Here is a 356-nt window from a genome sequence, read left to right on the forward strand (position 1 = left end):
GAGGTCATGACAGAGGTAGTGGCGTTGCAGCATGATGCACCTGCTTCAATCCAGTAACCGTGTTGCACTCAGCTTCTGCAACCGCCCTGACTTTGCCGATACCACCGCCGCCTCCGGTGGTCATGCTACCGGGCTGGGACGCTCCCCAATCCAACGATATGAGATCGCTCCACTCCTTGTGGTTGGCATCCTTGGACTCGCCAACAGCGCCATCAACCTTCAGATACATATCTACAGACATGATAAACTCCTGTTTAGTCTTGGCGGTTGCAGAAGCTGAGTGCAACACGGTTACTGGATTGAAGCAGGTGCATCATGCTGCAACGCCACTACCTCTGTCATGACCTCAATCGGGC

The 356-nt window shown here is 54.2% G+C and carries 1 protein-coding gene; it reads right to left on the reverse strand.

Going from position 1 to position 356, the window contains the following annotated elements:
• Window positions 1-4: 4 nt before the first annotated feature.
• Complete coding sequence (locus A9513_RS14670; protein WP_065327455.1) at window positions 5-241, reverse strand: type VI secretion system tube protein Hcp; 237 nt, start codon at window positions 239-241, stop codon at window positions 5-7.
• Window positions 242-356: the final 115 nt, after the last annotated feature.

Source organism: Pseudomonas sp. AU12215 (genome assembly GCF_001675465.2).
In the GTDB taxonomy this organism is placed as follows: Bacteria; Pseudomonadota; Gammaproteobacteria; order Pseudomonadales; family Pseudomonadaceae; genus Pseudomonas; species Pseudomonas nitroreducens.